Source organism: uncultured Parasphingorhabdus sp., assembly GCF_963677535.2.
Taxonomy (GTDB): Bacteria; Pseudomonadota; Alphaproteobacteria; order Sphingomonadales; family Sphingomonadaceae; genus Parasphingorhabdus.
In genome coordinates this window covers 1,077,464-1,104,142 of sequence record NZ_CAXXUT010000001.1, presented here as the reverse complement: position 1 = coordinate 1,104,142, position 26,679 = coordinate 1,077,464, and the positions used below count along the sequence as shown (strand labels likewise).

The 26,679-nt window shown below is 58.5% G+C and carries 22 protein-coding genes and 1 tRNA gene; 15 read left to right on the top strand and 8 right to left on the bottom strand.

Going from position 1 to position 26,679, the window contains the following annotated elements; translation table 11 throughout:
- The first annotated feature begins 6 nt into the window (after positions 1–6).
- Together apaG and ACHZCJ_RS05205 are read left to right on the top strand one after the other, a co-directional pair.
- On the top strand, positions 7–405 hold the full coding sequence (gene apaG / locus ACHZCJ_RS05210; protein WP_159647858.1) for a Co2+/Mg2+ efflux protein ApaG: 399 nt from the start codon (positions 7–9) through the stop codon (positions 403–405).
- Positions 402–1,199 carry a LysR family transcriptional regulator gene (locus ACHZCJ_RS05205; protein WP_159641234.1) on the top strand — a complete coding sequence of 266 codons (798 nt, stop codon included), beginning with the start codon at positions 402–404 and terminating at the stop codon, positions 1,197–1,199. Before apaG ends, ACHZCJ_RS05205 begins: the two co-directional genes overlap by 4 nt.
- Before the next feature lie 16 nt (positions 1,200–1,215).
- Here ACHZCJ_RS05205 and ACHZCJ_RS05200 read toward each other — a convergent pair whose 3' ends face one another.
- The 3 genes from ACHZCJ_RS05200 to ACHZCJ_RS05190 all read right to left on the bottom strand — a co-directional run bounded on the left by ACHZCJ_RS05200 (position 1,216) and on the right by ACHZCJ_RS05190 (position 5,320).
- Complete coding sequence (locus ACHZCJ_RS05200) at positions 1,216–2,400, bottom strand: serine hydrolase (protein WP_321324484.1); 1,185 nt, start codon at positions 2,398–2,400, stop codon at positions 1,216–1,218.
- Positions 2,401–2,562: 162 nt separating this feature from the next.
- Positions 2,563–4,551 carry a DNA topoisomerase IV subunit B gene (parE, locus tag ACHZCJ_RS05195; protein WP_159641240.1) on the bottom strand — a complete coding sequence of 663 codons (1,989 nt, stop codon included), beginning with the start codon at positions 4,549–4,551 and terminating at the stop codon, positions 2,563–2,565.
- Between the two features lie 94 nt (positions 4,552–4,645).
- On the bottom strand, positions 4,646–5,320 hold the full coding sequence (locus ACHZCJ_RS05190) for a GcrA family cell cycle regulator (RefSeq protein WP_159641243.1): 675 nt from the start codon (positions 5,318–5,320) through the stop codon (positions 4,646–4,648).
- A gap of 153 nt (positions 5,321–5,473) precedes the next feature.
- Here ACHZCJ_RS05190 and ACHZCJ_RS05185 point away from each other — a divergent pair, with 153 nt between their 5' ends.
- On the top strand, positions 5,474–6,331 hold the full coding sequence (locus ACHZCJ_RS05185) for an ABC transporter permease (protein WP_159641246.1): 858 nt from the start codon (positions 5,474–5,476) through the stop codon (positions 6,329–6,331).
- 26 nt (positions 6,332–6,357) lie between these two features.
- Here the strand turns inward: ACHZCJ_RS05185 and hspQ are convergent, their stop codons facing one another.
- Positions 6,358–6,738 (bottom strand): heat shock protein HspQ, encoded by a 381-nt coding sequence (gene hspQ, locus ACHZCJ_RS05180; RefSeq protein ID WP_321324480.1) that lies wholly within the window; start codon positions 6,736–6,738, stop codon positions 6,358–6,360.
- Between the two features lie 301 nt (positions 6,739–7,039).
- Between hspQ and ACHZCJ_RS05175 the strand changes: the two genes are divergently transcribed.
- The 3 genes from ACHZCJ_RS05175 to ACHZCJ_RS05165 are packed head-to-tail and all read left to right on the top strand — an operon-like array spanning position 7,040 to position 10,985.
- Positions 7,040–9,127 (top strand): TonB-dependent siderophore receptor, encoded by a 2,088-nt coding sequence (locus ACHZCJ_RS05175; protein ID WP_321324478.1) that lies wholly within the window; start codon positions 7,040–7,042, stop codon positions 9,125–9,127.
- Between the two features lie 11 nt (positions 9,128–9,138).
- A complete protein-coding gene (locus ACHZCJ_RS05170; RefSeq protein WP_394700046.1) occupies positions 9,139–9,705 on the top strand; it encodes a hypothetical protein in 567 nt (188 codons plus the stop codon).
- A complete protein-coding gene (locus ACHZCJ_RS05165) occupies positions 9,702–10,985 on the top strand; it encodes a PepSY-associated TM helix domain-containing protein (RefSeq protein WP_321324474.1) in 1,284 nt (427 codons plus the stop codon). The genes ACHZCJ_RS05170 and ACHZCJ_RS05165 overlap by 4 nt, the downstream gene beginning before the upstream one ends.
- Before the next feature lie 114 nt (positions 10,986–11,099).
- Here ACHZCJ_RS05165 and ACHZCJ_RS05160 read toward each other — a convergent pair whose 3' ends face one another.
- Positions 11,100–12,011, bottom strand: coding sequence for a hypothetical protein (locus tag ACHZCJ_RS05160; RefSeq protein ID WP_321324472.1), 912 nt, complete (start codon positions 12,009–12,011; stop codon positions 11,100–11,102).
- 100 nt (positions 12,012–12,111) lie between these two features.
- Positions 12,112–13,422 (bottom strand): S8 family serine peptidase, encoded by a 1,311-nt coding sequence (locus tag ACHZCJ_RS05155; protein WP_321324470.1) that lies wholly within the window; start codon positions 13,420–13,422, stop codon positions 12,112–12,114.
- A 121-nt stretch (positions 13,423–13,543) separates the two neighbouring features.
- Between ACHZCJ_RS05155 and ACHZCJ_RS05150 the strand changes: the two genes are divergently transcribed.
- Together ACHZCJ_RS05150 and ACHZCJ_RS05145 are read left to right on the top strand one after the other, a co-directional pair.
- Positions 13,544–14,032, top strand: a complete 489-nt coding sequence (locus ACHZCJ_RS05150; RefSeq protein WP_159641267.1) for an RNA polymerase sigma factor — start codon at positions 13,544–13,546, stop codon at positions 14,030–14,032.
- Positions 14,029–14,751, top strand: a complete 723-nt coding sequence (locus ACHZCJ_RS05145) for an anti-sigma factor (RefSeq protein ID WP_321324466.1) — start codon at positions 14,029–14,031, stop codon at positions 14,749–14,751. The genes ACHZCJ_RS05150 and ACHZCJ_RS05145 overlap by 4 nt, the downstream gene beginning before the upstream one ends.
- 119 nt (positions 14,752–14,870) lie before the next feature.
- Here the strand turns inward: ACHZCJ_RS05145 and ACHZCJ_RS05140 are convergent, their stop codons facing one another.
- Positions 14,871–15,197, bottom strand: a complete 327-nt coding sequence (locus ACHZCJ_RS05140) for a hypothetical protein (protein WP_159641273.1) — start codon at positions 15,195–15,197, stop codon at positions 14,871–14,873.
- Positions 15,198–15,569: 372 nt separating this feature from the next.
- Positions 15,570–15,659: transfer RNA gene (locus ACHZCJ_RS05135), tRNA-Ser, on the bottom strand.
- A 230-nt stretch (positions 15,660–15,889) separates the two neighbouring features.
- On the opposite strand from ACHZCJ_RS05135, the gene ACHZCJ_RS05130 reads away from it, so the two are divergent.
- The 7 genes from ACHZCJ_RS05130 (at position 15,890) to ACHZCJ_RS05100 (ending at position 26,663) form a co-directional block, all read left to right on the top strand.
- Positions 15,890–16,723: a sterol desaturase family protein gene (locus ACHZCJ_RS05130; RefSeq protein ID WP_321324463.1), complete on the top strand. Its 834-nt coding sequence runs from the start codon at positions 15,890–15,892 to the stop codon at positions 16,721–16,723.
- A 104-nt stretch (positions 16,724–16,827) separates the two neighbouring features.
- Entirely contained in the window at positions 16,828–18,978 is a 2,151-nt protein-coding gene (locus ACHZCJ_RS05125; protein ID WP_321324461.1) for an FAD-dependent oxidoreductase, read from the top strand.
- Positions 18,975–20,243 carry a nucleoside transporter C-terminal domain-containing protein gene (locus ACHZCJ_RS05120; protein WP_321324460.1) on the top strand — a complete coding sequence of 423 codons (1,269 nt, stop codon included), beginning with the start codon at positions 18,975–18,977 and terminating at the stop codon, positions 20,241–20,243. The genes ACHZCJ_RS05125 and ACHZCJ_RS05120 overlap by 4 nt, the downstream gene beginning before the upstream one ends.
- 9 nt (positions 20,244–20,252) lie before the next feature.
- Positions 20,253–20,855 carry a CDP-alcohol phosphatidyltransferase family protein gene (locus tag ACHZCJ_RS05115; RefSeq protein ID WP_321324458.1) on the top strand — a complete coding sequence of 201 codons (603 nt, stop codon included), beginning with the start codon at positions 20,253–20,255 and terminating at the stop codon, positions 20,853–20,855.
- A gap of 192 nt (positions 20,856–21,047) precedes the next feature.
- Positions 21,048–22,694: an HAD-IB family hydrolase gene (locus ACHZCJ_RS05110; protein WP_321324456.1), complete on the top strand. Its 1,647-nt coding sequence runs from the start codon at positions 21,048–21,050 to the stop codon at positions 22,692–22,694.
- Between the two features lie 20 nt (positions 22,695–22,714).
- Positions 22,715–25,057: a glycerol-3-phosphate 1-O-acyltransferase gene (locus ACHZCJ_RS05105; RefSeq protein WP_321324454.1), complete on the top strand. Its 2,343-nt coding sequence runs from the start codon at positions 22,715–22,717 to the stop codon at positions 25,055–25,057.
- Between the two features lie 25 nt (positions 25,058–25,082).
- Positions 25,083–26,663: a wax ester/triacylglycerol synthase family O-acyltransferase gene (locus ACHZCJ_RS05100; RefSeq protein ID WP_321324452.1), complete on the top strand. Its 1,581-nt coding sequence runs from the start codon at positions 25,083–25,085 to the stop codon at positions 26,661–26,663.
- Positions 26,664–26,679: the final 16 nt, after the last annotated feature.

Genomic DNA, 26,679 nt, shown 5'->3' with positions numbered 1-26,679 from the left:
ATGCGCATGGAATCATTCTTCCCTTTTGCCGAAACCACCGACGGGGTTACCGTGCGCGTCTCGGTGACCTATCTGCCCGAGCAGTCGGATATCGAGGGCAGCCGCTGGTTCTGGGCCTATCATGTGCGGATCGAGAACCATCGGGACACTGCGGTCCAACTGCTGACGCGGCACTGGCAGATCAGCGACGCACGGGGTGGCATGCAGATGGTCGACGGGGATGGTGTGGTCGGTGAACAGCCGGTTATCCAGCCGGGGAAATCGCATGACTACGTGTCCGGATGCCCACTCAACACGCCAAATGGTTCGATGGAAGGACATTTTGTCATGGTCGGCAGCACGCCCCCGGCCTTTGAAGTCCGCATTCCCCAATTCCCGCTAACCGAACCGACGGTCGAACAATGAAGCGCACCCATTTGCCATTAAACGGGCTGCGCGTGCTCGATGCGGCTGCGCGGCACCTCAGCTTCACCAAGGCGGCCGACGAACTGGCGGTAACGCCTGCGGCGGTCGGACAGCAGATCCGGGCGCTCGAGGACATGCTCGGCGTGGTCATGTTCCGCCGGACGCCCAAGGGGCTCGAACTGACCGACGAAGCGGCGGCAGGGCTGGATGCCTTGCGCTCCGGTTTCCTGCAGTTCGAGGAAGCCGTCCGCGCCATGCAATCGGGCCAGTCGTCGCACAAGCTGACGATTGCGGCGCCGCGCGACTTTACCCAGAAATGGCTCAACGAGCGGTTATCCGCCTTTTCTGCCGACAATCCGGATACCAGTTTCGCCCTGGTCGCCGCGGACAATGAAATCGATTTTACCGAAGCCAATCTCGACGTGGCGATCTGGCTGGGCGACGGGCCGGGACAGCATGAGGGCAAGATGCTCGGCGATACCATATTCGTGAAGGTCGCTGCGCCGGGTCTCAAGGGCGGCAACAAGATTGACTGGCCGGGATGCCCGATTTCCGAAGGCGAGGAAACCCTGATGCGGGTCGCCGATGGCGGTCTTGCGATCGAGGCGGCGGCCAATGGTTTCGGCTATGCCTGGGTGCCGAAAATGCTGGTTCAGCGCGATCTGGCGGCGGGCCGGATCGAGATTATTGGCGAAGACAGCGTGTCGTCGCGCGGTTACTGGCTGATGGCGCCGCTTCCACAATGGCGGCAGAAAAAGGTGAAAGCGCTGGTCGAGGCTCTGGCCAACGCATAGCCTTCCGGCCTTTTGGCTATTGTTCTGCGAGCAGATTGACCAGACGCGTGGTCAGGGTGAGCAAGTCGCTTTCCCGCAGCGACAGTTCCACATTGTTCCAGTTAACGGAAAGGGCGTAATTTTCCCCCGTCTTGGACTGCAGAAGGAAATTGAAGGATAGTACGCCGGGTTCCGATCCGCCTTTATAGCCGAAATAATCCCATTTTTCCGCTGCATCCGGACCAATTCCGGGATTGATCGCCAAGATTGTTTTGCTCTCCTCGCTCGCGTTCACGCGCAGATAGTCGAGTAGTCGGACGATATCCGCCGGGCTGGCAAACCATTCCAGCTGATCGATGAAAGCGGGCTTGTGGGTCAATATGCGGGAATCGAGGCTGTCCAGGGTCAGGGCGCTGTCGAACTCTGCGAGCAGCCGTTCGCGCTCGGCGGGGCTGGCGTTCAGATATTGTTCCCGCCTATGTGTATGGACCGGCATTTTCAGGGCCGACGCCTGGCGTGTCATCAGCAGCGGGCGCAGGTCGTCCGGGTTGTGGTGTCCGGCGGCGCGTACGATCGCGGCCAGATTGTCCTGTCCGATGACACGGATCAAAGTGTCGGTGGCGCTATTGTCGCTGATCGAGATCATCAGGGTGGCCAGCGTGCGCAGCGTGACAGGAGACCGGTCGGGCCAGTTCTGGCTGATGCCCGAGGGATGGGATTTGGGCCCCAGCTCCACGACGTCTGACCATTGCCGTTCGCCCGCCTGTATCGACCGGTCGAGTTCTGCCAATATATAGAGTTTGACGGCTGAAGCGATGGCAAAGCGGCCGCCGGGATCAAGCGCGGCGATTGGCGGGCGGGCGGGTTCATCCAGCGGCTGAACCAATACGCCCTTTCGCCCGGGCAGAGCGTCAATTGCCGCCATGACTTCCTCGATCGTATCGCCAAGGGCTTCAAAGCCGGTCAGCTGCAGGCCCGAGATGCGATGCGGAGGATCGTTTTCGAGATCCATATTCACGGTGCCGAAGGACCGTGCGTAGCGGACCTCGAGGATCGCGGAATTGGCGTTGCGCACCTCAATCGACGATATCTCCAGCGGCTGCCCGTGCTGCTCCGTCACCTGCTGCACGAGCGCGCGAAACCGAGCAGGGGGCACGGCGTTGCGGAAATTTTCGTCGAACACCACGGTCTCGATGGGCTCGCTCCGCAACAGGCGCAACACATCATTGGCCCGAATGGATAGCTGGGGAGAGAGCGAAGATTTTGTTTGGGCTATTGCTGCGCCTAACGGCTGTGCAAGCGAAACGGGAAGCAGGCAGAGTGCGAAAACATATAGGAACCGCACGATCATCTCCCGCTGCTGTTCTGGCTCAGACCTTGTTCACTAGGCGTCGATCACATCCTCATCAAGGCTGGCCGCGTTCTGCTGGATGAAATTGAACCTATGTTCGGGATTCTTGCCCATCAGCCGGTCGACCAGATCCTTGACCCCCGCGCGTTGTTCATATTCCGGCGGTAAGGTGACCTTGAACAGCGACCTTGTGTCCGGGTCCATGGTGGTTTCGCGTAGCTGCGAAGGGTTCATCTCGCCGAGACCCTTGAAACGGCTGACGTCGACTTTCTTGCCCTTGAACGGTCCGCTCTCGATTTTCACACGCGCCGCATCATCCTGCGCATAGAGGCTCTTGCCGCCGGCGCTGATGCGATAAAGCGGTGGCCGGGCCAGGTAAAGATGGCCGCGGCGAACCAACTCCGGCATTTCCTGAAAGAAAAAGGTCATCAGCAGGGTGGCGATATGAGCGCCGTCGACATCGGCGTCGGTCATGATGATGACCCGCTCGTAGCGCAGATTGTCGGGTTGGCAATCCTTGCGCGTGCCGCAGCCCAGCGCGAGGATCAGGTCGGCAATTTCACTGTTGGCCATGATCTTGGCATTATTGGCGGAGGCAACGTTGAGGATTTTACCGCGGATGGGCAGGATCGCCTGCGTCTTGCGTTCGCGCGCCTGTTTGGCGGAGCCGCCGGCGCTGTCGCCTTCGACGATGAACAATTCGGTGCCTTCGGGGTCGCCGATCGAACAATCGGTCAGCTTGCCGGGCAGACGGACCTTGCGGCCCGAGGTTGCGGTCTTGCGTTTGACTTCGCGCTCCGCTTTGCGTTTCAGCCGCTCGTCCATCCGCTCCATGACAAAGCCAAGCAAGGCCTTGCCGCGGTCCATATTGTCGGTGAGGAAATGGTCGAAATGGTCACGGACGGCATTCTCGACGAGCTTTGACGCTTCCGGTGAGGTCAGGCGATCTTTGGTCTGGCTCTGGAACTGCGGATCGCGGATGAAGACGGAGAGCATCATTTCACCACCGGAGATAATGTCGTCGGCGGTCAGCTGGGACGCCTTCTTGATCTGCACCAGTTCGCCAAAATTGCGCAATCCCTTGACGAGAGCGTTGCGCAGGCCGGTTTCGTGGGTGCCACCATTGGGAGTCGGAATGGTGTTGCAATACCAGCTGTAGCTGCCGTCGGTCCAGATCGGCCAGGTGATCGCCCATTCGACCCGGCCCTGGCTGTCGGGAAAATCCTGATTGCCAGCAAAAAAGTCGGTGGTGACGCATTCGCGTCCGGCAAGCTGTTCACGCAGATGATCGGACAGACCGCCGGGGAACTGGAACACCGCTTCTGCGGGAACATCATCGCTGACTTGACTCTCGTCGCATTTCCAGCGGATCTCGACGCCGGCGTAGAGATAGGCCTTGGAACGGGCCAGCTTGAATAGCCGTGAGGGCTTGAACCGGTTTCCTTCGCCGAAAATCTCGGTGTCTGGAATGAAAGCTATGCTGGTGCCGCGACGGTTCGGGGTGGTGCCGACTTCGTCCAGTGTGGATGTGGCGATACCCTTGGAAAAGGACTGGCGATACAGCGTCTTGTTGCGCGCCACTTCAACGATTGTTTCGGACGACAGGGCGTTGACCACGGACACGCCAACGCCGTGCAGGCCGCCCGATGTCGCGTAAGCCTTGTCGGAAAATTTGCCGCCCGAGTGGAGCGTCGTCATGATCACCTCAAGTGCCGATTTTCCGGGAAATTTCGGATGCGGATCGACCGGAATGCCGCGCCCATTGTCGCTGACCGTCAGGCGGTTGTCGGCGTCCAGAGTGATCTCTATCCGGCTGGCATGACCGGCAACGGCCTCGTCCATGCTGTTATCGATGACTTCTGCCGCGAGATGGTGAAGCGCCCGTTCGTCGACGCCGCCAATATACATGCCGGGGCGTTTGCGGACAGGTTCCAGCCCCTCGAGAACCTCGATGGCCGAGGCATCATAGTCACCGGATTTGGATTGGCTTGGCGGGTTGGAACCGAACAGATCATCAGACATGTTCGATCCTATAAGAGCGCAGGACTCGCACTGGCAAGAGACTTATGATGTCTCTGGCCAGTGCGTTGAAAATTCTCGTAATTTGGATGCCGGTTCAGCGGACCCGCGGGCCACCGAACGGCAGCGGTGGGGGGGCACGGCGAGCACCACGCGGCAATTGTGCCTGGAACGCCCGTCCGCAATGTTCGACGCAATAGGGGAAGCCGGGATTCACTTCCTCGCCGCAGAAATGGAAATCGGGTTCGCCGGGATGGTTGATCGGCCAGCGACAGATTTTGTCATTCAGGTCGAGCAGGCTCGTCTTGTCGGCAATTTCCTCGCTCGGCTTGGCCGGAACCAGCCGACGTGGCGGTGCGGGCGGGATCGGCGCCTGCTGGTCGCCGGGCCCCTGGCGCAGAAAGCCGCCAGGACCGACGGAAACGATTTTCGGTCCGTCATGCTTGGGCTGCCGCGCCTGTTGTGCAGCATGGGTCCGGGCTGCCGGCGTTGGTGGCGGCATGGCGCGACGCGCCACATGTTCTTCCTTCGGCTTGGCCGTGGTCGGGCTTTTCGTCGGCGGCTTTTTCGGTTTGGGTGCCGGTTTGGCGGCTTTTTTGGCTTGTGGCTTTGCTTTCACCGGAGACGGTCGGGATTTCAGGCCAAGACGGTGCGCCTTGCCAATCACGGCATTGCGGCTGACGCCGCCCAGTTCTTCCGCGATCTGGCTGGCAGTCAGGCCTTTTTCCCACATTTTCTTCAGCGAATCGATCCGCTCGTCAGTCCAAGCCATGCAAAGTCCTAATTATCTTGAGTTACAGGCGATATAGGGTCGAGAGGGTGATTATACAACCATGATATTGGCATGAAAATGGCGTGATGCCGGCACGGTTTTGGCACGATATGGGGTTGTGATTGACGCTGCGAGCCGATAGGCGATGTGCCTATGCTCGACCAACCCGAAAAAGATCTGACCACCGGCGGCCCTGTCCGCACGGTACAATTTGCCGAACCCGGCACGCCCATCATCCGTGGTGTCAACTGGGCCGGTTTTCTTGCGCTCTACTGGAAAGAGGTCCGGCGGTTTTTCAAGGTCCAGTTGCAGACCGTGTGGGCGCCGTCGATCACGACCCTGTTGTTTCTGGTCATCTTCACCGTCGCAATGGGGCGCGGTGATCATAGTGTATTGGGTGTACCCTTCGCCGATTTCATCGCGCCGGGCCTGATCTGCATGGGCATGTTGCAAAATGCCTTTGCCAACAGCAGCTTTTCGATGCTGGTCGGCAAGATCCAGGGGACGATCGTCGATTATCTGACGCCACCATTGTCGGTCGGAGAATTGCTGGCGGCGCTGGTCACAGCCTCGATGACGAGGGCGATACTGGTCGGTTTTGCGGTCTGGCTGGCAATGTTCTTCTGGCCCGGCGTCAATGTCGGTGTGTCCCACTGGTGGGCAGTGATCTGGTTCGGCCTGATGGGGGCTGCGATGCTTTCGCTGCTCGGCGTGCTGACCTCGATCTGGGCGGAAAAATTCGACCATGCTGCCGCGGTCACCAATTTCGTGGTCGCGCCGCTGGCGCTGCTCTCCGGCACATTCTATTCGATCGAGCGCCTGTCGCCGGCGTTTCAGGCTGTCAGCCATGCGAACCCGTTCTTCTACGCGATATCCGGTTTCCGCTACGGCTTTCTCGCCGAGGCCGATTCGCCGGTCATTCTCGGCGCGCTGATTCTGCTGGCGATCAACATCGGTCTGACATTGATCTGCTATTTTCTGCTGAAATCGGGCTGGAAGATCAAGTCCTGACCAGAGGCTGACGGTTGCCGGAAAGTCTAGTGCCGGTGGATTTGATGCAGCTTGTATTTGCCATTGTCGGTTGCCTGGAAAAGCCGCGCCACATCGGGGTGGCCAACTGGCTCGCCGCTGTCATCCGACAATAGATTTTGCTGGCTGACATAGGCAACATAGCTGCTGTCGGCGTTTTCCGCGAACAGGTGATAGAAAGGCTGGTCTCTCGGCGGCTGCAGATCCTTCGGAATCGCCTCATACCATTCCTCGCTATTGGCGAAGACCGGATCGATATCATAAATAACGCCCCGAAAATCGAAAATCCGGTGTCTTACAACATCACCAATGGCAAATCGCGCATCGAGAATATCGGGCGTGTTGGGCGGCAGGGGATTGCCGGACTTGAAGGGGTCTGCTGCGTTCATGCTGACAATTTAGGCGCTTTGCGATCATATGCAAGCACTGCTTCGGTGGGATCGGACGGGGGAGGGCTGCTCCGGTTCGGACGCGTGCCTTTCTGCTGCATGGAGAGATCGGTTCGGGCAATCGTCAGTTGCGGGATGGCCATCGTCCTTCGTCGTCCAATTTTCTATTTGCTAATATGTCTTCACAACTCATGAAATGAACCGAGATATCAACAAGTTGAAATGACCATTCAATTGTTATTGCAAATGCAAATGATTCTCAATAGTAGGTATCTCGAACATTGTAATGTGAGGGATACCAATGCGACTTTTGAAGACTGCCATCCTGTGCGCGAGCGCGCTTTCTCCATTGCCAGCCCTGGCTGCCAGTGAAGACGCAGATGCCGAACAACGGACAATCATCGTTACCGGAGCGCAGGAAGAGGGCTTTAGCGCGACCAAGACCGACACGCCGGTAATCGAGACGCCGCAACCGATTACGGTGATCGACGACGAGCTTTTTCTCGCTCAGGGCGCGATCAGCATCGGAGACACGCTGAATTATGTGTCCGGTGTGACGGCCAATCCCTACGGACCCGACAGCCGGGTTGACGGGGCCTTTGTCCGTGGGATCAATGCGCTCCAGTTCCGCGACGGCATGCGCGATATTTACAGTTTTTATGCCAGCATCCGCGCTGATCCCTATAATTTCGATCAGGTGGAACTGGTCCGTGGTCCGGCCTCGGTTCTGTTCGGCCAAGGTGCACTGGGCGGTATAATCAATCTTGTTTCGAAGCGGCCCGAATTCGAGGCGAGCGGGGAAGTGTCGCTGCGCTACGGCTCGTTCGATCGCAAGGAAGCGCTGATCGACGTTACCGGTCCGCTCGGTGATACGGTTGCTGCCCGGATCGTGGCGCGCGTTCGCGACGCTGACACCCAAACCGATTATGTGCCGGATGACCGCGTGATGGTCTCGCCCTCGATCACCTTCAAGCCGTCCCCCGATACCGATATAACGTTCATCGGCCTGTACCAGGAAGATGACAGCGGTTCGACATCGCAATTCCTGCCGCTGGTGGGGACAATCCTGCCCAATCCCAATGGCCAGCTTTCGAACAGCCTGTTTGTCGGCAAGCCTGGCTGGGATCGCTATGACGGCCGCCTGTTGCAGGGGACCGCGCTGTTCGAACATCGTTTCGGGGATACCGCAAAGCTCAACCTCAAGGCGCGCTATATCGACAGCGATCTGACCTATTTCACCCATTATCCAAACAATTATTCCAACCCGACCAACCCCTATCTGGACGCAGACCAGCGAATAATCGGCCTCTATGTCGACGGCAGTATCGCGCGGATGGAAGTTTTTTCGACCGACAATAATGTCCAGTTCAACTTCAACACCGGTTCGAATATCGAGCATACTCTGCTCGCCGGCGTCGATTTCAGCTTTAATTCGGTCCACAAGACGGGCGGTTTCGGATTTGAGGCGATCGATATTTACGATATCGATTATGACGCGCTCTCCGATTATGGTGGCGGCTTGCCGACACCGACCTATGTCTCGGAAGATGTCGATCAGGACCAGCTCGGCATCTACGTGCAGAACCAGATGCGCTTCTTTGACCGCGTGTCGATCGTGCTCGGTGCGCGGCGTGACTGGACGACCGCGCAGAGCATGGGCGGTGCGAGCCGGGAAGATGCGGCCACGACTTTCCGCGCCGGGATCATTGCCGAGATTGTCGAAGGCGTCTCGCCCTTCTTCAGCTACACCGAGAGTTTCGAACCGATCGCCGGAACCGCTAGCGACGGCAGCGCCTTCATTCCCAAGGCGGGCCGCCAGTTCGAGGCGGGGATCAAATTCCACCCGGCCGACAATATCCTGATGACCGTCACCGGCTATCATATCAAGGAAAGCAATCGGCCGGTCTCGGATGACAGCACGACCGATCCGTTTGACCAGATCCAGATCGGGTCAATGACCTCAAAGGGTGTCGAGTTCGAGGGCAATGTCTCGTTGCCCGGCGAATTCACCGTGATCGCCAACGCCAGCTATAACGAGGCGGAAGTGGACGGCACGGGGCACCAGCTTGACAATGTGCCGAAATTCAACGCCTCGCTCTGGACGACCAAGGGCTTCGCCCTGGGCAATGACACCAGGCTGCTGCTCGGCGGCGGTGTGCGCCATGTCGGCAAGCAGCGGTCGTTCGGACCGGCCTTTCCCGACGGCGTTCTGACACCCTCCTACACGCTGGTCGATATGCTGGCGGAAGTGACCTACGCCAACTGGAGCTTTGCGCTCAACGCCACCAACCTGTTCGACAAACGCCATTATTCGGCCTGTCTGGCACGCGGCGATTGTTTCGTGGGCAGCGAACGCAATATCATGGGCACGGTAAGCTACCGTTTCTGATGGCGGATGAGATGCTCCTCGCCGCCGGATCGGCAAGCGCGGTTGCCGCCATATTCGTCTTGCGCTTTTCCTGGGCGAGACCGGGCCGCTCGCGGCTTCTGAACGCCGCCGGCTGGTTGCTTCTCGCGATTTCCCTCGCCGCGGGATCGGCCTTGGCCGGAGCGTGGGGCATAACGGTCATGGCGCTCTGGGCGATGGGAGCGGCGTTTGTCCTGCTCGCCGTCGCTGCCTGGAAGTCGCCACCAGCCAGACGCAAAGCGTCCAGCCGCAGGGCAGGGATGCTGCCCGAGGCCGGTGAGCCGTTACGGCTCGGGGGCCGGGTGATTACCTTTCTGCTGATCGTGCTCGGCGCGATGATTTCATCCATCGCTCTGGCCATCACCACGAGATGGCTCGCGCTGCTGATGGGTGCCAGTGAAGGCAATGCCAACGTGCTTGCGTTGTTCGCGGCGCCGCTCGGCTGGACGATATTGGCCTTTCTCATTCTGATGACCAACGGCCGCAGACGCCAGCTGGTCATTCTTTCCATTCCGATCGCCACTGCCATTCCGGCTTTCGTCACAGGGAGCCCGCTATGAGCCTCACCATCGAACCGGGGACGGTTAAAAAGTCTCTCTCCGCCCATGCAGTCATTGGTCTGATCGCCGGTGCGCTGCTTTATATTGTGTCGCTGACCGGCACGGTTGCGGTTTTCTATCAGGAACTGCAACGGGTCGAGCAACCGAATGCACCGGAAATGGCGTCGATAACGCCCGAAGCGGTGCAGCGCGGCGTCGAGGCTGTTCTCGCCAGTGAGGCAGGCCAGCCGAGCACGACCCATCTTTACGTGCACCTCCCGGACAAGGAACTACCGCGCACGGCGGTTACCACGGATACGCAGGCGGTCTATCTGGCGCAGGATGGCAGCATTTCCGGACCCGAAGAGATCGCCTGGTCGGACTTTGTCGTGAAGCTCCACTATACGCTCAACCTGCCAGTGCTGGTCGGGATCACGATCGTGGGAATCTTGGGCGTAATGATGCTGGCGCTCGCGGTCAGCGGCGTTGTTGCCCATCCGCGTATCTTTCGCGACGCCTTTCGTCTGCGGGCCCGCAACGACAGCGGTGTGGGGCTGGCCGACTGGCACAATCGCCTGAGCGTCTGGACCTTGCCCTTCTCCGTCGCGATCGCGCTGACCGGCGCGCTCATCGGACTGGCCAGCATTACCGCTTATGCTGTCGCCGCCGACGATTATCAGGGAGATGTCGAAGCGGTTTACGGACCGATTTTTGGCGAGGAAGGCGAAGCCGATCTGCGGCCCGCGCCAGTCCCCGATGTAGCGGCTGCGCTCGAGCATATGGCCGAAGCCTATCCCGAACTGAACCTGACCTATGCCATTCTCCACGACCCGATGACCAAGGGCCAGCATATCCAGATTGTCGGCGAGCATGACCGGCGGCTGATCTTCGGTGAATATTATGCGTTCAGCGCCGATGGCACTTTTGAACATACGGCCGGTCTTGCGGACGGGGACTGGGGACAGCAGGCCGCAGCCTCAACCTATCAGCTCCATTTCGGAACCTTTGGCGGTCTGCCGGTGAAGCTTGCCTATCTTTTGTTCGGCGCGGCGCTGACGGCAATCTGCGCCACCGGCACCTATATCTGGCTGGGCAAGCGCCGACGCAGAGGCATTGAGGAGCCCCGCCTCCGGGGTGCCTGGCACGGCGTCATCATCGGCACGCCGCTCGCCTTGACGTTAACGCTGATGGCGCGTTTCCTTTTCGGCAATGCCTTTCCCTTTCCAATCGTCTTCTGGATCGGGCTGATGATTGCGATATTTGCTTGCGCGGAAATCATAAAACGCAAAGCGGCTGATTGAAACCGGTCCAGAATGGAAAAGGGAGCGCCAGATCAAGATCTGACGCGCCCTTTGCCGGCCGGATGTCTGTGGGGGTAGAGGCTTCCGCTCATGGACAGCCCGCCAGCAATTATTTTACTGGCTGCTTTCGCTTTGCGGCGTCTGTTCCTGTTGCTTGGCAGCCTGCTTGATTTCACCTTTGCTCATGCCGGTGACCAGCACGTCGCCCGACCCGGCAAAATTAGCTGCGGGCAGGGTGGCGGTGCGGTTTCCGGCTTCAACAACCACCGCGCTGACCACACCGGAACCGGTCTGGCGGACATCCTGGACATAGCCGACCACGCGTCCTTTCGGGTTTTCGATCGGCATTCCGGGTGAAACGGCAAACATGCCATCGGCATTGGCCGCTGTGCTGCCCGAAGCGGCGAGCTGGCCAAGATTGCCCATCGCCAAGGCGCTACCGCTGGCAGCGATGCTGCCGCCGAGGGATATGGTGTTTTGAGCGCTGTTGACGGTATTCCCGGCAGTTCCGGTTGCTGTTGAAACAGCGCCGTTGGTGGTTGATTTTACCCCCGCAACGCTATCGCGGACTGTTCCGACCGCTTGTCGGGTGGTCGAGCGCAGGGCGTCGGTGCCGATCAAAGTGGTGTCGGTACCGACATTGGCGGAACCGGAGGCAGAGCCACTGGCGGCACTGTTAACGGCTCCGTTAACTGTCTCGTTCGAGCTAGTGACGCCGCCAAGCAGCGAGCCATTCGCGCTCGAGCTGCTGCTGGCGTCGGTTGCCACACGGCCTGTCTTGGTGTCGACTGTGCGGTCAATCTGGGTGGAGCTGGTCACCCCGCCGCGTCCGGTAACGGTTCCGCCCGTCTGACCGATCGTGTCTGTTCCGGAACCGATATTACCGCCCAGATTGCCACCCAGAGAACCGCCCAGAGAGCCTCCGAGACCGCCGCTGCCGCCGAACAGCTGGGCCGATGCCGGCGCTGTCGCCAAAAGCGCAATGGTGAATGTAGCGGTGAAGATATTTGTGATCGACTTTTTCATGATGTTTCTCCTTCTGTGGCGATGCAATTTTTCGCCATCTGTCAGGAGAACGAGCAAGCGTTCCGGATTAATCCGTCCCGCGCAAAAAAAATCAGAATATTTATCGGGCGGCGCAGTTTTCGCAGACCAGGCCATGGCCGTAGACCTTGTCCGTGCCCTTTTTGCCGAGATCCCGGGCTTCGCCGATCAGCGCGCTCACCGCCTTTTCGATCGCTGCTATATCGGGGGCAGGATAATGCGCGGCAAGACGCGCTGCTACCAAGGGAGCGGCATAGGAAGTGCCGCGCAACGGCACGGTATTGCCATCCGGAGAGGCGCCCCTGATATCTGCGCCGGGGGCAGCGAAATCGACCGGCGTGGCAATTCCGGCTTCGGGTAGCGCCTTGTTCCGGCGATCCACGCCCGTCACGCCGAGGACGCCCTTGTAGGCAGCCGGAAAGCGCGACGGTGCTGCCGGCCCATCATTGCCCACGGCAGCCACTATCAGCATGCCCTTGCCCTGGGCGGACCGGATCGCGCGGCGGAGCAAGCCATTGTCCGGGCCGACAAGGCTGATGGTAACGACAGGAATGTTCCGCGTCGCCATCCAGCCGAGCGCACGTGCTATCGCGGTTGCATTGCCGCCCGCTGGATCGCTGCCATAGATGTCCGCCGCCACTAGTCCGGTTCCACTGTTTTTTCCGCTCATGGAAATCAGCGACGCGATGGCTGTGCCGTGCGCGCTCGCTACCGGCGCTCCTTTGGCAAAGCCGCGCTGTTCGACAGGGATATTTATCAGACCATGTCTGGCGACGCCTCCGTCAATCAGACCGATGGTCGCGGCTTTGGCAGCACCTCCGGCCAGCAACGCGGCGGGCAGGGCATCGCAACCGCCGCAGGGCAGCGGTGTGGCGCTGGTGAAATAGATATTGTCACCGCTGATGTCGGCCTCGCGCGCGATTTTCTGAAGCTTCTTCTGCTCCGACTTGAGGCTCTTGCCTTGGCGCGTCGAAAATTTCACAAAGCTCAGGTCCAGCCCGCCGATCCGGCCGCGCTCGACCACGACGAAACCACTGGCCACGGCTTTGCTGACCGATGCTTCGGAGATGTCGGTTGCCACCAAAATGCCGCGCACCGCGGGATCGCCATTTTTGTCTCGCTCCACATGCGTCCGATTGTCTCGCAGGAACCGGCTGGTCCGATCCATGCGCAGGCGGTCGAGCAATGCTGTCAGCTCCGACCTGCTCAGCCGGTCGAGCAGATCTCCTTCGAGCGCACCGGTGAGCGGATCTATCGTCTTGCTGGTTGCCTCTCCGACAGTCCGGTCGGGGAGGGGAAGGCCCGGCCCGACGCCAGGCAGCGATAGCTGGGCCCATGCCGCGGCCGGAACCAAGACGATCAGGATCATCAACAAGTATCGCGCTGCTTTCATGCCTTCAATCCTTCCGGTAGCGACAGGCCATTGCCCGTTTGCTTTTTTTTGCGTTCATGGATTAAACGAACCGGCTCCATCGTTTCATCCATAGACCATCAATAAAGGATATCTGCGCTGAATGGCATTTGAACAGGATTTGCTGGAACTGCTCCCGCAATTGCGGCGTTTCGCCCGCGGCCTTACGCGCAATATCGATGATGCAGATGATCTTTGTCAGATGGCCCTAGAACGCGCGCTGAACAAGCGTGACCAATGGCAAACGGGAACAAGACTGGATAGCTGGATGTACAGGATTACAAGGAATATCTGGATCGATACGGTCCGCGCGGCAGGGCGGCGGGAGCATGTCGCCAATGATGATGACGCGATGCAGAATGTTGCGGGTGACGATCACCAGCGCATGGAAGAGCGGATGGAACTTTCCGATGTTGACCGGGCGATGGATCTGTTGCCGCTCGAACAGCGGGAAGCCATCGTGCTCGTCCTGGTCGAAGGCTTTGCTTATAAGGAAGCGGCAGAGTTGCTTGACATACCAATCGGCACCCTGACTTCGCGACTGGTTCGCGGACGAGAAGCGCTGCAACGCGGACTGGGAGAAGCGGCATGACCTTTGATGACGAAACGATCATCGCCTATGTCGATGGCGAATGCGATGCGGTGACCGCCAAGCGGATCGAAAAGGCGATGGAGACGGACAATCTGCTGGCCGATCGCATCGCCAGAGAACGGGCCCTTAAAAGCCGGCTCGCCGCCCATTATGATCCCGTCGCGCAAGAGCCTGTGCCGGATCGCCTGACCGCGCTGCTGACCGCTTCGATGGAAAATAATGTCGATAACAGCTTTGCCGAGCGAAAAGCCGGGGAAGACCGGAACCGCGCCGGCCGAGCGGGTTTCGGCATCGCGCAATGGGGCGCGATGGCGGCAACACTCGTTCTGGGCATCGTGGTCGGCCAGTTCGGCCTCGGCCAGAATGCCGGTCCGGTTGCCCAGCAGGAGGGCGCGCTGATCGCCAGTGGCCAACTCGAAACCGCTCTGGAAAAGCAGCTTGCCTCGGTCCAGAGCGAAGACAGCCGCTATCGCATCGGTCTGACCTTCCGTTCAAGGTCGGATCAGATTTGCCGCAGCTTTGACGGCGAAGCGGTTGCCGGTATCGCCTGCAAGGCCGACGGCCGCTGGCAACTGGAGGAGATGATTCCCGGCAAAGCGACCAGCGGTTACAGACAGGCCTCGAGCAGTGAAATCAATGCCCGCGCCGCGGCGATGATGGCCGATGCGCCAGTCGATGCGGAAGGTGAGCGCCAATTGATGGAAAATGGCTGGAAATAGCGCCGGCAAAGAATGCCGTACCATACGGTCAGCTTCTGCTGTGCTGGTCCTGTCCGCCCACAAACAAAAAAAAGAGGCGGGGACTGATCCCCGCCTCTTTTACTGGCGATGGTGTCATTCTACTTGCCGATCGTGACCCGCCCCGCCCGGAAATTGCGATCGCGCATTTCCTCGACATAATCCTTGTCGGCATCGACAAGTTCATTTTCATATTCTTCCCACGCATCACGCGTGTCTTCTGCATCGGTCGCGCGGCGCAGATCGCTTTTTAGCTCCTTGTCGGCTTCCAGCACATCTGCCAGATAATTATACCAATGCTTGTCATATTGCCCGGCGATCGGCTCTTTGCGGATTTCCACATGGCTTTCCTGGCCGACATGGGCGGCCAGCGGGCTGCCGGCAATTGCGATGACGGCGAAACCGGTTGTCAAAAATGCGGTTCTCATTTCCATATCTCCATATTGATTGCGCAAGGAGAACGATGAAAAATCCGTTTTTCATCCATCGTCCGCGAAAAAGATCGGAATTACAGGCTGCGGACGCTGCCCCTTGTATATGGCCTCGCTGAATATGCGTCATGTCTGTAACGCCGGCAATAGCAATTCCCGCGGCTTCTCTGCACCAGTACTATAGACGCTGGTGAGGCCGGCCAGCGGCCGCAACAGGCCGCTAACCCAATTGTCGTATGTCCGTTTTCTGGTCGGACTACATGCCAGCCAGGCGACCCTGCCTGGGCGCAGCTTTCGGGGTGCTGAAAATGGAGCGGTTGGATGTCTGGATGGTGGCAGTGGCACTTACGATGAAAGCCGCAGTGTCTGTGGAGGTGCGTTAGGGATTCGAACCCTAGATACCATTGCTGGCATACCGCATTTCGAGTGCGGCGCTTTCGACCACTCAGCCAACGCACCTCATAGACGGGGCAGCATCTAGCGATCATCGCGCAGCGCTGCAACCCATATTGGGATGTCGGGAAAAATCGCCGGACAATCGGGCAGGGGGGTATTTCGCGGGCCGGCTGAAACTATTGCAAAACTGCGGATAACTGGAAAGGGCTGTTGTCCTTGCAATCTCTGCTATAGGCGGTGACACCAACTTTCCGGAGCCAGAGAAGCCGAATGGCAAAGCACAGACCTCTTCCATGACAGACAATTTCGCTCAATATGGCTTGCTCCTGTCCGTGCTGCTGTTCGTGATTCTCGCCGTCAGCGAGGCGCTGTTTCCGCGCCGCAAGCGTTTGCTGTCGCGGGCCAGACGCTGGCGGACCAATATAGTGATCATCCTATTGGACAGCGTTGCGCTCCGGCTGACGGGGCCGGTCGCCGCGCTCGCCGTGGCTGGCTATGCGGCGCAAAATCATATCGGGCTGTTCAACTGGACAGACTGGCCTGCATGGGTGGAAATTGCATTCGCCTTGATCCTGCTCGATCTGGCGATCTACGCGCAGCATATCGCGACCCACAAGATCCCGTTGCTATGGGCCATTCACCAAGTTCACCATGCCGACCGCGACATCGATGTAACGACCGGAATACGCTTTCATCCGGTCGAGATCATCCTGTCGATGCTGTACAAATGCCTGTTGGTATTGCTGATCGGGCCGAGCTTGCTGGCGGTGTTTGTTTTCGCGCTCATCCTCAACCTTTGCGCGATGTTCAACCACAGCAATTTGCGGCTGCCCGGCTGGCTGGACCGACGGCTGCGCCTGTTCCTCGTCACCCCGGACATGCATCGGGTTCACCATTCGACCGTGCCCGGCGAAACCGATAGCAATTACGGTTTCAGCATCGCCCTGTGGGACCGCCTATTCGGGACCTATATCGCGCTGCCGGAAGCCGGACATGATGATATGATCATCGGTCTCGAAGAATATCAGACTGACAGTCCGGCTGATCTATGGTGGAGCTTGGCGCTTCCGTTCCGGAAAGGCTATCGGTCGAACAAGGTCAAAAGTTACAAAAGAAATTCTACCTGAGCCGGAAAATAGGCTAGGTTCCAAAGCGGTCAGAAGCTTCATATAGCAAGGAACATTCAAAGCCAGTCAATGCAACGACGGCCCCGCCGGGCAGAAAGTTTTCCATGAAAAAAATACTGATCCTTGTTCTGTTCGGCATCGCCATCGCCAGCTTCTTCTATTTCGATCTGGGCTCGCAGCTGACGCTCGCCAATCTGAAGGAACAGCAAGCCGCCTTTGACGCGCAATATCGGGCGGCGCCCTTGCTCGTTATCGGCATCTTCTTCCTGATCTATGTGGCGGCGACCGCGGCATCGCTGCCGGGCGCGCTCGTTCTGACGCTCGCGGCGGGCGCCTTGTTCGGCGTTCTAGCCGGCACGATTATCGTATCCTTCGCCTCGACAATCGGCGCGACCGTCGCCTTCCTGTCGTCGCGTTATCTGTTTCGTGACACGATCAAGGCGCGTTTCGGTGACCGGCTGAAGGCTATCGACGACGGCGTCGAGAAAGACGGGCCATTCTATTTGCTGACGCTCCGTCTGGTCCCGATTTTCCCCTTCTTCCTGATCAACCTGCTGATGGGGCTCACCGCGATCAAGGCGCGCACCTTCTATATCGTCAGCCAGATCGGCATGTTGCTCGGCACAGTGGTCTATGTGAACGCGGGGACGCAGCTCGCCAATATCGACGAGGTCAGCGATATCGGCTCGCCGGGACTGCTATTGTCCTTCGCCGCGCTCGGCATAACGCCGTGGATCGGCAAGTGGATCGTCGGACTGATCAAGCGCCGGAAAGTCTATGCGCGCTGGACCCGACCGAAAAAATATGATCGCAATATGGTGGTGATTGGTGCCGGTGCGGCCGGTCTGGTCTCCTCTTATATTGCGGCCACGGTCAAAGCCAAGGTGACGCTGGTCGAAGCATCGAAAATGGGTGGCGACTGCCTCAACTACGGCTGTGTGCCCAGCAAGGCGCTGATCAAGAGCGCCAAGGTTGCCGAGCAGATGCGCCACGGCGATGTTTATGGTCTGGACAAGGTCGAACCGACCTATAGTTTCAAGGCGGTGATGCAGCGCATTCACGGCATTATCGCGGATATCGAACCGCATGACAGCGTCGAGCGCTATACCGATCTCGGTGTCGATGTGGTGAAGGGCTATGCGACGATTGTCGATCCGTGGACGGTCGAGATCAAGCGCGAGGATGGCGATATCCAGCGGCTCACCACGCGCTCCATCGTTGTCGCGACCGGCGGCCGGCCGTTTGTGCCCGATCTGCCGGGGCTCGATGAGGTCGGCTATGTGACCAGCGATACGCTGTGGGAAGAATTCGCGCAGATGGACGATATTCCCAAGCGCATGATCATACTCGGCGGCGGCCCGATTGGCTGCGAATTGAGCCAGGCCTTTGCCCGGCTCGGTGCCGAGGTGGTGCAGGTTGAGCGTTCGGACCGCCTGCTGGCGCGCGAAGATGATGAAGTCGCGGAACTGGCGCTGAGCGCGCAGCAAGGCTCCGGCGTCGAAGTCCTGACTGGCCATGATGCTGTCCGCTGCGAACTCGTTGACGGCGAGAAGCGTCTGATCCTCAACGCAAATGGAGAAGAGAAGAGCATCGCCTTCGACGCGCTGGTGGTTGCGGTCGGACGCAGTGCCCGGTTGAGCGGCTTCGGACTGGAAGAGCTGGGCATTGAAACCGACCGAACGGTGATGACTGACGACTATCTGGCCACCCTCTATCCCAATATATTTGCCGCCGGTGATGTGGCAGGCCCCTATCAGTTCACCCATGTTGCATCGCATCAGGCGTGGTTTGCTTCGGTCAACGCCCTGTTCGGCCAGTTCCGCAAGTTCAAGGCCGACTATCGGGTGATCCCGTGGACCACCTTCATCGATCCCGAAATTGCGAGGGTGGGCTTGAACGAACAGGACGCCAAGGCGCAGAACATCGCCTATGAAGTCACGACCTACCAGATGCACGAGCTGGACCGCGCGATTGCGGACAGCGCCACCACGGGATTTGTCAAAGTATTGACCCCACCGGGCAAGGACAAGATCCTGGGCGTCACTATTGTCGGCGATCATGCCGGGGAATTGCTCGCCGAATATGTGCTGGCGATGAAATATAAGCTCGGCCTCAACAAGATTTTGGGCACGATCCATACCTATCCGACCATGGCCGAGGCGAATAAATATGCCGCCGGCGAATGGAAACGGGCGCATGCGCCGCAAGGCCTGCTGCGCTGGGTCGAACGCTATCACGACTGGATGCGCGGATGATCGGTATCTTGCAGCAAGGCCAGGGCCTGATCGGCCTATCGCTGATCCTCCTGTTCGTCTGGCTGCTGTCGGAAAACCGGCAGGCCCGGCCGAGCTGGAAATGGATCGGCGGGGCTTTGTTACTGCAATTTGCCATCGCGCTGGTGATCGTCCGGGTGCCCTTTGTCTGGGATATTATCGGCCTCGCCAATCAGGGCGTGATGGCGATTGAAAAAGCGACGCTGGTCGGATCATCCTATATGTTCGGCTATGCCGGCGGGGCGGAACTGCCCTTTGTCTTGAAGGAAGGCGCACAGCCGCCGCTGATCATCGCATTCCAGATATTGCCCCTCGTCATCGTCTTCTCGGCGCTGTCCGCCTTACTGTGGCACTGGGGCGTGCTGGCGTGGATCGTCCGCGGCCTGTCCTGGGCGCTGCGCAAGACGATGGGTGTCAGCGGCGTGGTTGGCCTCAGCGGCGGCGCCAATATCTTCCTCGGCGTGGTGGAATCGCCGCTGGTTTTGCGCGCCTATTTCGAGAAGATGAGCCGGGCAGAATTGTTCATGATCATGGTGCTGGCCATGTCGACCATCTCTGGCGCAATATTGGTTCTCTATGCTTCGACCTTGTCCGCCACCGTGCCCAATGCGGTTGGCCATATGATCTCCGCATCGCTGATCTCGCTGCCGGCGGCGATATTACTGGCTCGCCTGATGGTACCGGGCAATGGCAAGACCGAGACTGGTAACGAGCAGCCGGGACTCAAATATGACGGCAGTATCGATGCCATCGTGCGCGGCACGATGGAAGGTGTGCAGGTGTTTCTGGCAGTAATCGGCATCATCCTTGTGGTGTTTGCGCTAGTCGCGCTGGTCGACCAGATATTGACGATATTGCCCTATGTCGACGGTCAGGCGGTGACGATCAGACGCGCTTTCGGCTGGCTGTTCGCACCGCTGATGTGGACATTGGGCGTGCCTTGGGATCAGGCGCCGGCCGCCGGGGCCCTGATGGGCACCAAGACGATCCTCAACGAATATGTCGCCTATCTCGATCTCTCCGCGCTGCCGGAAGGAACCTTCGATCCGCGCAGCCAGTTGATCGTCGTCTACGCCTTGTGCGGATTCGCGAATCTCGCCAGCGTCGGCCTGCTCGTTTCGACGATCGGAACGCTCGCGCCATCACGCCGGGTTGAGGTCGCGGGGCTGGGCATGAAAAGCTGGATCGCCGGCAATTGCGCCACCGCAATGACTGGTGCCGTGATTGGCCTGATTACCTTTTCCTAAGGAACGGAGATGCTGGATTCCAAGATAAGACCGCTGATAGATCCACCGCTCAATGCAATAGGCAAGAATCTGGCACGAGGGGGCGTTACTGCCAACCAGGTTACGCTTGCCGGCGCGCTGCTGGGTGTCACCGCCGGTATCGCGATCGGTTATCAGCACTATCTTTTGGCGCTCGCGCTGGTGCTTTTGAGCCGTATCCTTGACGGTCTCGACGGCGCCGTTGCGCGCGCCACAAGCCAGTCCGATTTTGGCGGCTATATTGATATCGTCGCTGATTTTGCCTTTTACGTCGCGGTCCCGCTCGGCTTCGGCTTTGCTGACCCGACAAATCTCCCCTTAGCGATGGTCCTGATCGCAAGCTTCACCCTCACCGGGATCAGTTTTCTTGCTTATGCAGTAATGGCCGCGAAAGCGGGTCGCGAAACCGAGGCGCATGGCAAGAAGAGCTTCTTCTACAATAGCGGCCTCGCAGAGGGGACCGAAACCATTGCAGCCTTCGTGCTGATGTGTTTGCTACCGCACTATTTTGCCGCGATTGCAGCGGTCTATTCGTTTATGTGCGTGATCACCGTGGTTCAGCGGACGATTGCCGCGAAAATTGACTTTCCCTGATCGGCCAGCGGGCGTCTGAAGAGGGGCGGTTGGCTTCTGCTACAGGCTCAGATGATCTTCATCCTTCGGTCATAGTTGAACCATAAAGGGACTTCGACCACCGATTGTATGGTGAATCGGATTTTTCACCAATATTAGCTGGGAAATGCTGTTGTTTTTTGGCACGATAGACTTTCGGCGAAGGACATCTGCATGACCAAGACTAAAACGGCTGAATATCAATCCCATTTACAAGATGTGCTGGACGCTCCGGAAGGTCCTCATATCGCTGCGCTTTTCGATTTCGACGGCACCATAATCGCTGGCTATTCAGCCACCGCGATGCTGTGGGAAAAAATCAGACGGCGGGAAATGACCGCCGAGGAAGTCGTCGAAACGATCAACGTCATGGCGCAGTATAGCACCGGCAACATGGGTTTCTCCGGCCTGATGTCAGGCGCGGCGAAATTCATGAAGGGTGTGACCGAGGACAGCTATTTCGAATTTGGCGAAGAGCTTTATGAAAAACATATCGCGCGCAAGGTCTATCCCGAAGCCCGGGCGCTGATCGAAGCCCATCGCGCCAAGGGGCATACGATCGCGATTGTGTCCTCTGCCACCATCTACCAGATCGAACCTACCGCGCGAGACCTCGACATCGAACATGTGCTTTGTTCACAATATGAAGTCGAGAATGGCGAATTTACCGGCAATATTATCCGCCCCTTGTGCTTTGGCGAAGGCAAGGTCCTTGCAGCGGAAGGGCTTGCCGCCGAATATGGTCTGGATCTGGATCAGAGCTATTTCTATTCCGACAGCTATGACGATATCGAACTGCTCGAGCGGGTCGGCAAGCCGCGACCGCTAAACCCCAACACGAAATTGCGCGAAGCGGCTAGGGAACATGGCTGGCCGCTGGAAAAATATGAAAGCCGGGGGCAGGGCAAGCCGGTGGATTATCTTCGCACGGTCTATGCGACAGGTTCGCTGGTCGGTTCAGTCGTGGCTTCGCTGCCCATCTGGGCGCTGACCGGATCGAAGCGGGAAGCGATGAATTTTTCAACCGGTCTCTTTGGCGATATTGCCACCGCTTTGACCGGCTGCGAGCTGGAAGTGACCGGCGAGGAGAATCTCTGGACCTCGCGACCCTGCATCTTTGTCTTCAACCATCAGAGCAAGGCGGATGTCATGATCCTCGCCAAGCTTATTCGCCGGGACATGGGCGGCGTGGCCAAGAAAGAGGTGCGTGACACACCAGTGATCGGCAAGTTGATGGAACTGGCGGGTACGGTTTTCATTGACCGGGCCAATGCCGGTAGCGCGATCAAGGCGATGGCACCATTGATCGACGCGGTGAAAATTGATGGCAAGTCCATCGTAATCGCGCCGGAAGGCACGCGCACGCTTTCGCCGAAGCTGGGGCCATTCAAGAAAGGCGCTTTTCATATGGCGATCCAGGCGGGTGTACCGATGGTGCCGATTGTCATCCACAATGCGGGAGATGTTGCCCCCAAGAATGAATTTCTAATGCGTCCCGCCAAGGTTCGCGTCGACGTGTTGCCGGCCGTCGATACCAGCAAATGGACGAGCCGGACGTTGAACGAGCATGTTGCGGAGGTGCGGGGCATGTTCCTTGAAGCTCTCGGGCAGACGGAAGAAGAGGATGCGCTGGAGGCACTGGTGAATGAGGAGCGGGCGCCTCAAAAAAAGACGGTGGCGCGAAAGAAACCCGCCAGCCGCAAGGCCGGGACCAAAAAGACGGTAACAAAAAAGCCTGTTGCCATGCGGCCCGCCAATCGATCTACCCCGTCGGACAAGCCTGCAGCCCGAAAGTCGTCAAAAATGGAAGCGGCTGAATAGGCTCAATTCGAGGAGTGGGGATGGACGAAGCAGCGCAAATAGCAAATTCCGGTCCGCTGCTGGCGCAAGGGCCCAAGCTATTTGTCATTGACGCGCGCAATGGCGTCGAGCGGCGCTATCTGCTCAACTGGATAAAGACCACGATGCCCGGCATCGGACCAGACGAGGCGCTCAACTGGGTCAGTTTGCCGATATCCGACGAACGGGCCAAAATGCGCCTCGGCCGTCTCGAGGAAAAGCTCAGAGAAAGTCCGGATACGCTCGTCGTTCCCGTCCGTATCGCATGGCGGATTCCCGATTTCGAGAAAAGTCGTGCCGTCAAGATGCGCCATGTCATTTTCGGAGACCCGCGCAATCCCGGCGCTTTTCGCGCCCGATCCATCCTTTTGCGTAACAAGCGCCGGGCCCAATGCCTGATCGGACAACCCGCAACCATCGGCGAGCTGAACCAGAATTTTGCCGAACTCAGCAAGGACTATGACCAGACCGACAATAGGGAATTCGCTGCCTTTGTCGTGCGTCAGGCCGGCCTGGTTCTGGATATTGCCGAGCGCGGATTGCGCGGCCGGCGTTACAAGGTGCCGCGGCATGTCGCAGACGGCCTGCGCAGTGATGCGCGCTTCCGCGCCGCGATGACACAGCTGGCGAGAGAGCGCGGCGAGAGCGAAGCGGTACTGCATGAGCAAGCCGCCAAATATATGAAGGAGCTGATCGCACGGCCCAGCCCGCTCTTTATCGACATGAAGGCCAAGCTCGACCGGTTCATGCTGTCGCAGGGCTATGACGACGAGGTGGTCTTTAACCGCAAGGAACTGACCCGCTTGCGCCAGACCATGCGGGAACATCCGACTTTGCTGCTGTTTACCCACAAGACCTATATCGACGGTGTGACCGCCACCGACCTGGCCTACCAGAATGACTTGCCGCTCATTCATCTGTTCGGCGGCATCAATCTGGACTTTTTCGGCCTGGGCTTCATGCTGCGCCGTGCCGGCACCATTTTCATCCGCCGCAGTTTCGAGAATAATCCGGTCTACAAGCTCGTTCTTCGCTATTATGTCAGCTACCTGCTGGAAAAACGCTTCCCGATGACCTGGGCTTTCGAGGGCACGCGCTCGCGGCTCGGCAAGCTGATGCCGCCGCGTTATGGTCTCCTGAAATATGTCATGGACAGCGCACATAGTAACGACATCGAAAACGTCCATATCATCCCGGTGGTCACCAGTTTCGACCTGATCCGCGATGTCGAGGAATATGCCAGCGAGCAGACCGGCCGGATCAAGAAGCCGGAATCACTAAGCTGGTTCATCGGCTATCTCCGTAGCCTGCGCGAACCGATGGGCAAGGTCTATGTCGATTTTGGCGAACCCGTCGTGGTCAGCAAGGCGCCGGATCCCAACGACCGGCTGGCTCTGTCGAAAATGGCGTTTGAGGTCGCGGTGCAGGCCAACCGGGCCACGCCGCTCACCCTGACTTCGTTGATGTGCCTGTGCCTGCTGGGCACTGCGCCGCGCGCGATGACGGAAGAAGAACTGCGCGCGGTGATCAATTTTCTGGTCGGCTGGGCCCGGGAACGGAATATTCGCATGAGCGAAGACCTGACCGATGAAAATCTGGAAGGGGTGCAACGCGTTATCGAGACGCTGGTCAACAACGGTCTGCTTGTGCGCTACGACAAGGGCTCGACGCTGGTTTACGCGATCGAGCCGGCCCAGCATCCGATTGCCAGCTATTATCGAAATACGATCATTCATCATTTTCTCGACAAGGCGATCATTGAATTGTCGGTCCTGAAAGCGCGCGAGGTCAGCGATCGCAACGCTGCCGAGGTGTTCTGGGAAGAAACTGACAGACTTCGCGATCTGTTCAAGTTTGAATTCTTTTACCCCGAGAAGCAGCAATATCGCGAGAATTTGAAAGCCGAACTGCAGCGTGCCGACCCGGACTGGGAAGCGAAACTGGAAGAAGGAGGCGTCAAGCTGACCAGTCTTACCAACCGTTTTCAGCCGCTGATCGGTCACGCCGTATTTCTGCCATTTGTAGAGGCCTATACCATCGTTCTGGATATTTTGTCGCGGCTGGAGCCCGGCGATGCCATCGACAAGAAAAGCTGTGTGGAAACGGCGTTGAAAGAAGGTCGGCAGGCCTATCTTCTCCGCCGCATCACCAGCGAATCTTCGATCGGAAAAATCCTGTTTGAGAACGGCTTCAGAATGGCGGCGGGACTTGGGCTGACCGGGGAGACCACTCCCGAGACGATAGCCGAACGCAAGGCTTTGTTGCGAAAATTCAGAGCGCTGTCGCGGCGCATGGAAAAGTCCCGGCTCGAGCTGCTTGTTCTCGCCGACAAGATATTTGAATGATCGTGCTGTCGAAAGGACCTGATCGATGACTGAGCAGAGCAATATAAACCAACTGAGCGCCCAGGATGCCCAGTTTCTCTATATCCAGTCCGCCACCAATCTCACGCACGTGATGGCGGTCTATATCTATGATCCCTCGACCGCTCCCGGGGGGAAGGTGCGATTCAAGGACATCATCGAACATATGCGCAAGCGGATGGATGTCTCGCCGATGTTCAAACGGAAATTATACCGCCTGCCGCTGGATATCGATCATCCTTACTGGGTCGAAGACGAGCATTTCGACCTCGAGGCGCATATTTCACACAGCCGTTTGCCGGAACCGGGCGACTGGCGGCAATTCTGCATCCATGTCGCACGTCATCACAGCAAACCACTGGATATGAACCGGCCGCTATGGGACATGTATGTCGTGGAAGGGCTTGATAATATCCCGGGCTATGCCAAGGGCAGCTATGCCATTTTGACCCGGATTCACCATTCCACCATTGACGGTGTTTCCGGGGCGCATTTCTTTGCCGCGATCTCCGACAAGGATCCGCATGGCACGCCGGCCATTCCATTGCCCAAGACCAAGGCCAGTGCCAATGCCCTGCCAACCACCGCCGAAATCCTGAATCGGGCGATCAACAGCACCGTCACCTCGCCGGTAAAGCTGACTCAGGCTTTGATGAAATTCACGCCGGCTCTGCTTTCCTCGGCACAGAAAAGTCTCACGGGCGGTGCCGACAAGACCGAATCCGGCGTTCCCCAAACGCGATTCAATGCAGCGGTTACGCCGCACAAAATGTTTGATGCGATTACTTTTGATCTAGAGGAACTGAAGCAAATGCGCCGCAAGGTGCAAGAGGCAACAATCAATGATGTAGTGCTGGCAATCTGCAGCGGGGCGCTGCGCCATTATCTGACCAAGCACAAAGAACTTCCGGACGAGCCGCTGGTTGCCGTCGCTCCGGTTAATGCTCGCAGCCGGTCCGGTGAAGAATCCAATCCGGGTACCAATATATCGGCAATGACGATCAAGATCTGGTCGAATATCGAGGACCCGCTCGAACGGCTCGAAGCGATCCGGGATACGACTCGCGAAACCAAAGCGGCGAAGTCCGGGCTCAGCGCGCGGATCATGACCGATCTGTCGAAACATATTCCCGGCGTGACGATGGCCGGTGTTTCGCGGATATTGACCGATGAGCGTTTCGCTCCGAAGATGAGCAACCTCATGGTTTCCAACGTTCCGGGGCCGCAAATACAGCTCTATATGAACGGTGCCAAGCTGACCCATCAATATGGTCTGGCCCCTCTGGCTCACGGAATGGGCCTGTTCATTGCCACGCCTAGCTATAACGGGACGATCTCGTTCAGCATCATCTCGGACCGAAAGATAATGCCTGATATTGAGTTTTTCAGGGAATGCCTGCAAAAGGCGTTCGATGAACTGCGCGATGCGAAGCCGGGGAAGGTTGTCCAGCAACCCAGAAAGGCGAGCGAGGCTCCGAAAAAGCAGCCTGTTTCTGCGGATGGTTCGGTGATGTACCGGCGGGTTGCGAAAAAGCCGCGGGCGGTTGTTTCGAAACAGCCCGGCGGAGCCAGATCGAAAGCAAGTTAGGGAGCGGATTGTTTTT

Coding starts and splice junctions, on each gene's coding strand:
- apaG (WP_159647858.1), top strand. CDS start 7: ATGGAATCATTCTTCCCTTTTGCCGAAACCACCGACGGGGTTACCGTG.
- ACHZCJ_RS05205 (WP_159641234.1), top strand. CDS start 402: ATGAAGCGCACCCATTTGCCATTAAACGGGCTGCGCGTGCTCGATGCG.
- parE (WP_159641240.1), bottom strand. CDS start 4,551: ATGTCTGATGATCTGTTCGGTTCCAACCCGCCAAGCCAATCCAAATCC.
- ACHZCJ_RS05190 (WP_159641243.1), bottom strand. CDS start 5,320: ATGGCTTGGACTGACGAGCGGATCGATTCGCTGAAGAAAATGTGGGAA.
- ACHZCJ_RS05185 (WP_159641246.1), top strand. CDS start 5,474: ATGCTCGACCAACCCGAAAAAGATCTGACCACCGGCGGCCCTGTCCGC.
- hspQ (WP_321324480.1), bottom strand. CDS start 6,738: ATGAACGCAGCAGACCCCTTCAAGTCCGGCAATCCCCTGCCGCCCAAC.
- ACHZCJ_RS05175 (WP_321324478.1), top strand. CDS start 7,040: ATGCGACTTTTGAAGACTGCCATCCTGTGCGCGAGCGCGCTTTCTCCA.
- ACHZCJ_RS05170 (WP_394700046.1), top strand. CDS start 9,139: ATGCTCCTCGCCGCCGGATCGGCAAGCGCGGTTGCCGCCATATTCGTC.
- ACHZCJ_RS05165 (WP_321324474.1), top strand. CDS start 9,702: ATGAGCCTCACCATCGAACCGGGGACGGTTAAAAAGTCTCTCTCCGCC.
- ACHZCJ_RS05160 (WP_321324472.1), bottom strand. CDS start 12,011: ATGAAAAAGTCGATCACAAATATCTTCACCGCTACATTCACCATTGCG.
- ACHZCJ_RS05155 (WP_321324470.1), bottom strand. CDS start 13,422: ATGAAAGCAGCGCGATACTTGTTGATGATCCTGATCGTCTTGGTTCCG.
- ACHZCJ_RS05150 (WP_159641267.1), top strand. CDS start 13,544: ATGGCATTTGAACAGGATTTGCTGGAACTGCTCCCGCAATTGCGGCGT.
- ACHZCJ_RS05145 (WP_321324466.1), top strand. CDS start 14,029: ATGACCTTTGATGACGAAACGATCATCGCCTATGTCGATGGCGAATGC.
- ACHZCJ_RS05140 (WP_159641273.1), bottom strand. CDS start 15,197: ATGAGAACCGCATTTTTGACAACCGGTTTCGCCGTCATCGCAATTGCC.
- ACHZCJ_RS05130 (WP_321324463.1), top strand. CDS start 15,890: ATGACAGACAATTTCGCTCAATATGGCTTGCTCCTGTCCGTGCTGCTG.
- ACHZCJ_RS05125 (WP_321324461.1), top strand. CDS start 16,828: ATGAAAAAAATACTGATCCTTGTTCTGTTCGGCATCGCCATCGCCAGC.
- ACHZCJ_RS05120 (WP_321324460.1), top strand. CDS start 18,975: ATGATCGGTATCTTGCAGCAAGGCCAGGGCCTGATCGGCCTATCGCTG.
- ACHZCJ_RS05115 (WP_321324458.1), top strand. CDS start 20,253: ATGCTGGATTCCAAGATAAGACCGCTGATAGATCCACCGCTCAATGCA.
- ACHZCJ_RS05110 (WP_321324456.1), top strand. CDS start 21,048: ATGACCAAGACTAAAACGGCTGAATATCAATCCCATTTACAAGATGTG.
- ACHZCJ_RS05105 (WP_321324454.1), top strand. CDS start 22,715: ATGGACGAAGCAGCGCAAATAGCAAATTCCGGTCCGCTGCTGGCGCAA.
- ACHZCJ_RS05100 (WP_321324452.1), top strand. CDS start 25,083: ATGACTGAGCAGAGCAATATAAACCAACTGAGCGCCCAGGATGCCCAG.